The 8,266-nt window shown below is 64.9% G+C and carries 7 protein-coding genes; 4 read left to right on the top strand and 3 right to left on the bottom strand.

Annotated elements, in window-relative coordinates; all coding sequences use genetic code 11:
• The first annotated feature begins 461 nt into the window (after positions 1-461).
• Entirely contained in the window at positions 462-1,709 is a 1,248-nt protein-coding gene (locus KAY22_RS21050) for an FkbM family methyltransferase (RefSeq protein ID WP_296625201.1), read from the top strand.
• A 97-nt stretch (positions 1,710-1,806) separates the two neighbouring features.
• On the opposite strand, the gene KAY22_RS21045 is transcribed toward KAY22_RS21050, so the two are convergent.
• A complete protein-coding gene (locus tag KAY22_RS21045; protein ID WP_296625200.1) occupies positions 1,807-2,196 on the bottom strand; it encodes a type II toxin-antitoxin system VapC family toxin in 390 nt (129 codons plus the stop codon).
• Positions 2,189-2,416 (bottom strand): AbrB/MazE/SpoVT family DNA-binding domain-containing protein, encoded by a 228-nt coding sequence (locus tag KAY22_RS21040; RefSeq protein WP_296625199.1) that lies wholly within the window; start codon positions 2,414-2,416, stop codon positions 2,189-2,191. Before KAY22_RS21040 ends, KAY22_RS21045 begins: the two co-directional genes overlap by 8 nt.
• Before the next feature lie 217 nt (positions 2,417-2,633).
• On the opposite strand from KAY22_RS21040, the gene KAY22_RS21035 reads away from it, so the two are divergent.
• The 3 genes from KAY22_RS21035 (at position 2,634) to kdsA (ending at position 7,080) form a co-directional block, all read left to right on the top strand.
• Positions 2,634-4,175: a glucan biosynthesis protein gene (locus KAY22_RS21035; protein WP_296625198.1), complete on the top strand. Its 1,542-nt coding sequence runs from the start codon at positions 2,634-2,636 to the stop codon at positions 4,173-4,175.
• Between the two features lie 114 nt (positions 4,176-4,289).
• Entirely contained in the window at positions 4,290-6,170 is a 1,881-nt protein-coding gene (gene mdoH / locus KAY22_RS21030; RefSeq protein WP_296625197.1) for a glucans biosynthesis glucosyltransferase MdoH, read from the top strand.
• A gap of 58 nt (positions 6,171-6,228) precedes the next feature.
• Positions 6,229-7,080, top strand: coding sequence for a 3-deoxy-8-phosphooctulonate synthase (gene kdsA / locus KAY22_RS21025; protein ID WP_296625202.1), 852 nt, complete (start codon positions 6,229-6,231; stop codon positions 7,078-7,080).
• On the opposite strand, the gene KAY22_RS21020 is transcribed toward kdsA, so the two are convergent.
• Positions 7,071-8,171, bottom strand: a complete 1,101-nt coding sequence (locus KAY22_RS21020) for a glycosyltransferase family 1 protein (protein WP_296625196.1) — start codon at positions 8,169-8,171, stop codon at positions 7,071-7,073. The genes kdsA and KAY22_RS21020 overlap by 10 nt on opposite strands.
• Between the last annotated feature and the right edge of the window lie 95 nt (positions 8,172-8,266).

Raw genomic sequence — 8,266 nt, 5'->3', positions numbered from 1 at the left:
CCATAGCGGCCTCTTGCGCTCCGGATTCTGTCGCCATGCACGCCAAAGCGACCGCAATTGCGCCGTATTTCATTTGATGTCCCCCCGGGTAATAGCCCCCTCGCGATACGCCAGTATTGCGGGTGCAGGTCAAGGCTTCGCAACGTCTCATGCGAAGGCCACAGAGACTGATCGGCGGTGTTTCACAACACGAAGGTTGCGGCGCTCGCTAGGCAAAGGCGCCCCATGGACGCGTGTTGTCGGAAAGAAAGATGTGCCCACTATGGAGTATTTTCTGCCGAAGACGCGGGCTCCAAATTTGTCTTCGGACGCACTCTAGGCTGCGGCAGAAAGGGATTTTTGAGCATCTGGCCCATGATGCCGGACACACAGGCTCGATTTGTTCGCCTTAAGGCGTGGGTGGTCTCATCGGTTGCAGCCGTAGCGTCACTCGTTCAGGCTGCCGGCCAAAGGAGATCGAGATGAATCTGCGTGAAGGCGTAATCTGGGCGTATCGGCTGATCCTGAACCGGGAGGCGTCGGAGGAGGAGATCTCCCGCCATCTCGTCAACTGGACCAGCGCCCAGGATTTGCGTCGTGCGCTACGCACCTCGCGCGAGTGGGCCATTTTGATGGATCGCGCGGGTTTGCCATTCCAAGCTCGGCATCCGGTTGACTGGCACGAAGGGGTGCTTTGGGCTTTTCGTCTTCTGCTGCGGCGGGAGCCCAGTGCGGAGGAAGCGGAGCGCCATCTCGTCCACAACGACAGTGTCAACGCGCTGCGGTTGCGGCTGCTTGCCACGCGGGAGTTCGAGGTAGGCTCGTCCGGCTCGATGGCGATGCTGGACTTTGCGATCGTCAACGCCTTCGCACCCTTCCCCGATCTGGAGCCGGTCGAGGGCGCGTTTCGCGACATGTTGGGTGCGATCACCCGCGTCGCCTATCTGGGGCAGGGGTGGCACGGGCGCGCCGGCTATGTTTTTCGAAGCGTCCCGCGGGATCGCGAGCCCAGTCTCCACGGCACGTCCGAATGGGTTGGCACGCTGCGGAGCGTACTCGAGGCCCGCGACAGGTTCACCGCCGTCGAACTTGGTGCGGGCTGGGGGCCTTGGCTGATCGCATCCCGGCAGGCGGCGCTCGCGCGCGGGTTCGATGACGAGCGGATCGAACTCATCGGGGTCGAGGGATCGAGCGACCACCATGCTTTCATGCTCGACAATTTCCGAACCAACGGCCTCGATCCGTCACGATATCGCCTCTACCATGCGGTAGCCGGCGCCAAGGATGGGGTGGCGTCCTTTCCGAAGCTGCATGCGGCGGAGGACGACTATGGTGCCTTTGCTGCATTCGGTGACGAGGCGGTCGGGGTTGATCGCATGACCGCGTCGCAGCATGGAGAGCTCGAAGAAATTCCCTGTATCTCTCTCGATACGCTGCTTGCCGATCACGAGCGCGTCGATCTGATCCATATCGATATTCAGGGGCATGAGGAGGACGTCATCCGCGCGGGCATGGAGACGCTGAACGCCAAGGCCAGGCGTATGGTGGTAGGCACCCATTCCCGCGCGATCGAAGGGCATCTGTTCGATCTGTTTCATGCCAATGGCTGGGTCTGCGAATCCGAGGTTCCCTGTGTGCTACGCCCGCTGATGGATGGCACGCTGGCGCTGTATGTCGATGGAGAGCAGGTCTGGCGCAATGATCGCCTCGACGGTGCAATCGCGGCCTGACGGCATTGCCGTCCCCCCAGCGGAGAGGTCTTGTCTCGGATAGTTCGGCGGCGATGAACGAGGCTTGCTATCCGATAAGCCTTGAGGCGCCAGCCTATTATCGGGCAAGTTCGATGGCGACGTCTATTTCAAGACTTGCCCAAGCCCCATCCGTGGTCAGCGCAATCGCATTCAGTTCAGCTGCCAGAGCAAGGCAGGCTCTGTCGCCGAAGGAAAGGCCCAGGGATCTGGTGGCATTGCGCAACACGCCGGCGCGCAACGCTTGCGCCATGTCGAAGTCGCGGACATCCAGGTCCAGATCGGCGAGACTTTCGTGAACCGCAACGTCCGGAACCCCACGCTCGGTCAGTTTCGCGACGACCTCGGACAGGTTGACTGCGCTGATACAGGCGTCCGAGAAATGCGCTTCGACTGCTTTTGCGCCCCGTTCCCCCAACATTGCGGCCAGTAAAGCCGAGGCATCGAGGACGTAGCGAACCTCACTCATGCTCGGAGGCGCGTCGGCGATCTTCGATCAGTTCATCGGACAGGCTGGAACCCGCCGGGAGATGGGCACGCAGTCGGGCCTGCACCCGGCCTAGCGCGCTATGCACCGGCCGCACGTGCAATTCACCGTCAACGACGCGCAGCAACACCTGATCGCCATCGGCAAGACCGAGGACACGACGAATTTCAGCGGGAACCTGCAACCGCCCGCCGCTGACCAATCTGCCTCGCTGCACATTCATGTATTTGGACCTGCTATCGTACAACTAGAGGTATGATATACATTTCTTCCTTCTCTGTACCAGAGCGGCTGCGGCATGAACTCTGCAAGCACGTCCGCCTGCCTTACAGCGCCCGTTCAGCTTGCTGGGCTACAGGAACTTTCGCGAAGGACGGGGGTCTATCCTCCGGAACCGAAACGACTCATAGCGGAATGCGATGTTCGACAGACGTGAAATCCTGACGCTGCTCGGCGCCCTGACGGCCGGCGGCCCGGCGCTGGCGGCGGCTCCCGGCCGGACCCGCAGCGTTGGGGCGGTGACGCCCGCCCTCGGCACGGCCCAGCCCTTCGACTGGGCCTGGTTGCAAGCGGAAGCCGAGCGGCTGGCCGGCCGCCCGCCGCGCCCGCCGCATCAGGCGGATCCGCGCACCCATGCGGTGGACTATGACGCCGCCAACCGCATCCGCTTCCGCGAGGATCGATCGCTTTTCACTGACGATGGCTATGCGGTGCGGTTATTCCCGCTCGGTCGCTATGCGCCGACGCCGGTCGATCTCTTCCTGGTCGAGCGCGGCCGGGCGCGTCCGATCGAGCATAGCGAGGACATGTTCGAGGTTGCTCCCGGCGAGGGCCCCGTGCCGCAGGTCCTGCCCGGCATTTCCGGCTTTCGCGTGATGAATCGGGGTGGGGTGGGGGACTGGCTCGCCTTTCAGGGCGCGTCCTATTTCCGCTCGGCCGGCCCGCTCGACCAATATGGCCTGTCCGCGCGCGGGGTTGCGATCGACACCGGCATCGACGGACGCGAGGAGTTTCCCGCCTTCACCGCCTTCTGGCTCGAACGCACGGACGCGGGGCTCACCATCTACGCGCTGCTCGAAGGGGCCAGCCTGACCGGCGCCTATCGCTTCGTCTGCACCAACGCACGCCAGGCGGTGGTGCAGGATGTCTCCGCCGTGCTGTTCCTGCGCCGCGACGTCGAACGGCTGGGCATCGCCCCGCTCACCAGCATGTTCTGGTATGACGAGGGCAATCCGCAGGCGCGGATCGACTGGCGGCCCGAAATCCATGATTCGGACGGGTTGCTGATCTACAACCGCGCGGGCGAGCGGCTGTGGCGGCCCTTGCGCAATCCCGATCGGCCGACCGTCAACCTGTTTGCCGACGATCGCGGGGCCAGCGCTTATGGGCTGTTCCAGCGCGACCGCAGCTTCGATCATTATCAGGATGACGGCGTCTTCTACGAAAAGCGCCCCAGCCTTTGGGTCGAGCCGAAAGGCGACTGGGGCCCCGGCGCGGTGACGCTGTACGAGATCCCGACCCGGCGCGAGACCGACGACAATGTCGTCGCCTTCTGGACGCCGAAGGCACCGGCGCTTGCAGGGATGCGGTTGACCTTCGACTACCGCCTGCGCTGGCTGGGCGGAGAGCCCGAAGCGGTCTCCATCGCGCGGGTCGTCGATCGCTGGACCGGGGTTGCCGGACGTCCTGGAACCGAACCAATCCCGGGCGCGCAGCGTCTGGTGGCGGACTTCGCCGGGCCAATACTCAAGGGACTTGGTCGCGGTTCGGGGGTGACGCCGGCGGTATCGATCGATCGCGGTCGAATCCTCAGCGTCGCTGCCTATCCTGTCGTCGGGCAGGCCGCCCGCTGGCGTCTGATCGTCGATGTCGCGCGCGAGCCGGGTACCGCCAACCTCCGGGCGACGCTGGAAAAAGGCGGTTCGCCGCTCAGCGAGACGCTGATCCACCAGTTCGGCTGATCACGGCCTGTCACTCGCCGGAGAAACCTGTCATGGGGCCCCGCGTTGGGGACATCATAGGCTGAACGACGTGCAACCCCGGCGCCCATGCGGTGCCGCGAACGACATGAGAGTGTGAGCTTGTACCGACCCGAAGACGATCCCCGTCGCCCGACGCCCCCTTCATCGGGACAGAGGACGAAGTCGGACCTTCCGCCGGAAGCCCCGCTGGACATGCCCGTCCAGGATCTGCGCCGCCTGCCGCCCGGAGGGGTGGAGGAGCCGATCGGCTATGTCGGTCCGCTGGTCCAGCGCCGCCTGTTTCTGATTGTCGGCAGCTTCCTGTTCGGCCTGCTCGCCGCGCAGGAGATGTTCACGCCCCTGCGCTCGGACGGTATCGACTGGATCGATGCGGGCTTTTTCCTGCTGTTCTTCGGGCTGTTCGCCTGGATCGCCTTCGGCTTCCTCTCGGCAGTGGCCGGCCTCTTCGTGATGCTGGGCCGTGGGCCGCTGGAAAGCATACGCCGCAGCCCGCTGGTTCTGCCGCGCGCACGCACAGCCGTATTGATGCCTATCTATAATGAGGAGGTGGGCGCGGTCTTCCGTCGCCTGAGGTCGATGGTGGAATCGGTCGAGAAGGTCGGTGCGGCCGACCGCTTCGATTTCTTCGTGCTGAGCGATTCCCACGAATCCGCTTATGCACGCGAATATCTCGCCTTTCGCCGCCTGACCGAGGGCGCCAGGTCCGGCGTCTATTACCGTCGCCGGCAGCAGAACATCGCGCGCAAGCCGGGCAATATCGCCGACTGGGTCCGCCGCTTCGGCGGGGCCTATGATTTCATGCTGGTGCTCGATGCCGACAGCCTGATGACCGGCGCTGCCATGGCGAGGCTCGCCACGGCGATGGAAGCGCGCCCGTCGATCGCTTTGCTTCAGACCGTGCCGCAACTGATCAACGGCCACACCATGTTCGCGCGCTGGCATCAGTTCGCCTCGGCGCTCTACGGCCCGGTCGCCTCGGCCGGCCTGCGCTGGTGGTCCGGCACCGAGTCGACTTTCTGGGGGCATAATGCGCTGATTCGCGTGCGGGCCTTCGCCGAAAGCTGCGGCCTGCCCGAACTGCCCGAGAACAGCCTGCTCGGCGGCCATATCATGAGCCACGACATGGTCGAGGCGGCGCTGCTTCGCAGGCGCGGCTGGGCGGTCCACATGGTCGCCATGCCCGAGGGCAGCTATGAAGAATTCCCGCCGACGATGATCGACCATTCGATCCGCGACCGGCGCTGGTGCCAGGGCAACCTCCAGCATCTGCGCCTGCTCGACACGGCGGGCTTTCATTGGGTCAACCGGCTGCAATTGCTGATGGGCGCGTCGGCCTATCTGACGTCGCCGCTGTGGCTGTTGCTGATCGGCGCGGCTATTTTCGAAACGCTGCGAGCCGATTTCGACGGTTATGTGCTGATTTCATCGGGGTGGCTGCTCGGCCTGACCCTGCTGATGCTGCTCGGGCCTAAGGTCGCGGCGTTGCTGTCGCTGCCGCTAGACCGCGATCTGCTGCGCCAGCTGGGCGGCTGGCGCACAGTCGCAAAGGGGACGCTGCTCGAAATCCTGATTTCGGTGGTTATGGCTCCCGTCACCATGCTCACCCAGACCTTCGCGATCGTCGATATATTGCGCGGTCGTCGGAGTGGCTGGTCGCCCCAACGCCGGGAAGTCGACGGGCTCGATTTCCTTGAAATCACTCGCTTCTATCGCTGGCACATCCTCCTGGGCCTCGCGCTCACTGCGGCGATGGTCGTCGGCATCGATGGAATGATCTGGACGCTGCCCGTTGCGGTCGGCCTGGTGGCCTCGCCGGCCACGGTATGGCTGACCGCGCGTTCGGATGTCGGCGACTGGCTCGTGCGGCGCGGCTGGTTGCTCTCCCCGGCGGATCACCGCCATTTCGAGGCAGCGCCGGGCGAGCCCCCGGCCGAACTGGTCCTCGGGCCGCGCTTTGCGATTGCACAGGGTTGAGCGCCGCGCCTAGAAGCCGGCACCGGCCCGTGCCGGTCGTCGCGCAAAGGGACAGATGATGGAATTGCTGGGCCGCCCGATCGGGCTGAACGAACCGCTCTTTGCGATTGCGGGGCCTTGCGTGATCGAGTCTGAGGCGCTGGTGCTCGGCGTCGCCGAACGGCTCCGTGCGATTGCCGACCGGCTCGGCATGCTGATCATTTTCAAGAGCTCGTTCGACAAGGCGAACCGCAGCTCGAACGCCTCTTTTCGGGGACCCGGCCTGGAAGAGGGGCTGCGCATTCTCGAGAAGGTCCGCGCCGAAACCGGACTGCCCCTGCTGACCGACGTCCATGACGCCGAACAGGTGCGCGCCGCCGCCGAGGTGGTCGATATTGTCCAGACCCCCGCCTTTCTTGCCCGGCAGACCGATCTGATTGAGGCGGTAGGCGCCTGCGGCAAGGTCGGCAACATCAAGAAGGCGCAGTTCATGGCGCCGCACGACATGGCGCATGTGGTCGCCAAGGCGCGAGGCGCGGCGGAAGCGGCAGGGCGCGAGGCCCGCGTGATCGTCACTGAGCGCGGCACGTCCTTCGGCTACAACAATCTCGTCACCGATATGCGCGGGCTCGTCATCATGCGCGACACGGGGTGTCCGGTCGTGTTCGACGCGACCCATTCGGTGCAACTGCCCGGCGGGCTAGGCGCATCGTCGGGCGGCCAGCGCGAATTTGTCCCGGTGCTGGCGCGCGGGGCGGTCGCGGTCGGCATCGCCGGCCTGTTCATGGAAACCCATCCCGACCCTGCACATGCCTTGTCGGACGGCCCCAATGCCTGGCCGCTCGACCGGCTCGAACCCCTATTGGCGGAGCTGCAGGCGCTCGACGCGCATGGCATCGAGGCGCGTCGCCGCTGGCCCGATCAGGCCTGAAGCACCCGCGCGTACATGGCGGCGAGACGCTGGCGATAGGCGGCTTCGCTGAACTTCGCGATTTGCGCCGGCCCGGCATCGATCAGCCGCTGGGCGATCGCCGGGTTGGTGTCGAGCGCGCGGATCGCCTCGGCGATCGCATTGGTATCATAGGGATCGACGAGCAGTCCGGCTTCGCCGACGACCTCCGGCAGTGAACTCGTCGTGGACGAGATGACCGGCGTGCCCAGTCGGATGGCCTCGAGCGCGGGCAGCCCGAAGCCTTCGTAGAGCGACGGAAACAAGACCGCCTTCGCCCCGCGCGCGAGGCGCAGGAGGATCGACCGTGGCAGATAGTCGAGCTGGCGGATGCCTTGCGCAGTCGGACCGCCATAAAGGGCGATGCCGCCGCCGCCGAAGAGCCGGCTCTCCTGCTCGGTGCCCCAGTGCCGTGCTCCGACGATGACGAGGGGCGTCTTCGACTGGCTGGTCAGATAGGCTTCGATGATGCGCACCAGATTCTTCTTGGGGTCGAGCGCCCCGAAGAACAGGAAATAGTCGCGGTGCTGCAGCCCGAACATGCCCTCGACGAAACGGGCATCCTCGGCGGCGTCGCGATCGAGCAGGTCGGACGGGACCGGTGCGGTCTGATAGCTGTTGGTCACCTTGTTCGCCGGGACGTCCGGGAACAGCTGCAGGATGTCGTTACGGCTGGATTCCGACACGGTACAGATATGGTCCGCACTCGTCAGGCAGTGCCGGATCAGGCGGAGATAATCGCCCTTGCGGTCGAGAGTCGTGTAGGGGAGTTTCAGCGGCACCAGGTCGTGCAGCGTGTAGATGTTCTTCGCCCCTGCGAGGCGCACCGGTACTGGATAGGTCCAGTGCATGATGTCGGGCGGATTGTCGACGTGCAGCGTCAGGAAGCTGTCGAGATGGCGAAGCCTGCGGTCGGCGATCTCGAAGAGTCCATCAAGACTTACGAGACGGTCGAACGCCGGCAGTTTTTCGGCGAACGCCCTTTTTTCGACTCTGTCGGTCGTCGGCACCTGGGCGGCCGTGGCGCCGCGCAGCATCTGCAGCCATTCGCGACGTTTCGCTCGAGGCCTCATGAATAGGTCGGGCTAGGGCGCGAACTCCAGCGCCACGACGGCGTAGGAATCGTCCGAGCCGAGGTTGTAGGCGTAGAGCGAGACGCCCAGGCTCG

This window comes from Rhizorhabdus sp. (assembly GCF_018006725.1).
In the GTDB taxonomy this organism is placed as follows: domain Bacteria; phylum Pseudomonadota; class Alphaproteobacteria; order Sphingomonadales; family Sphingomonadaceae; genus Rhizorhabdus.
Note: the sequence above shows the minus strand (reverse complement) of the source record. Positions and strands in the feature narration are given on the sequence as shown.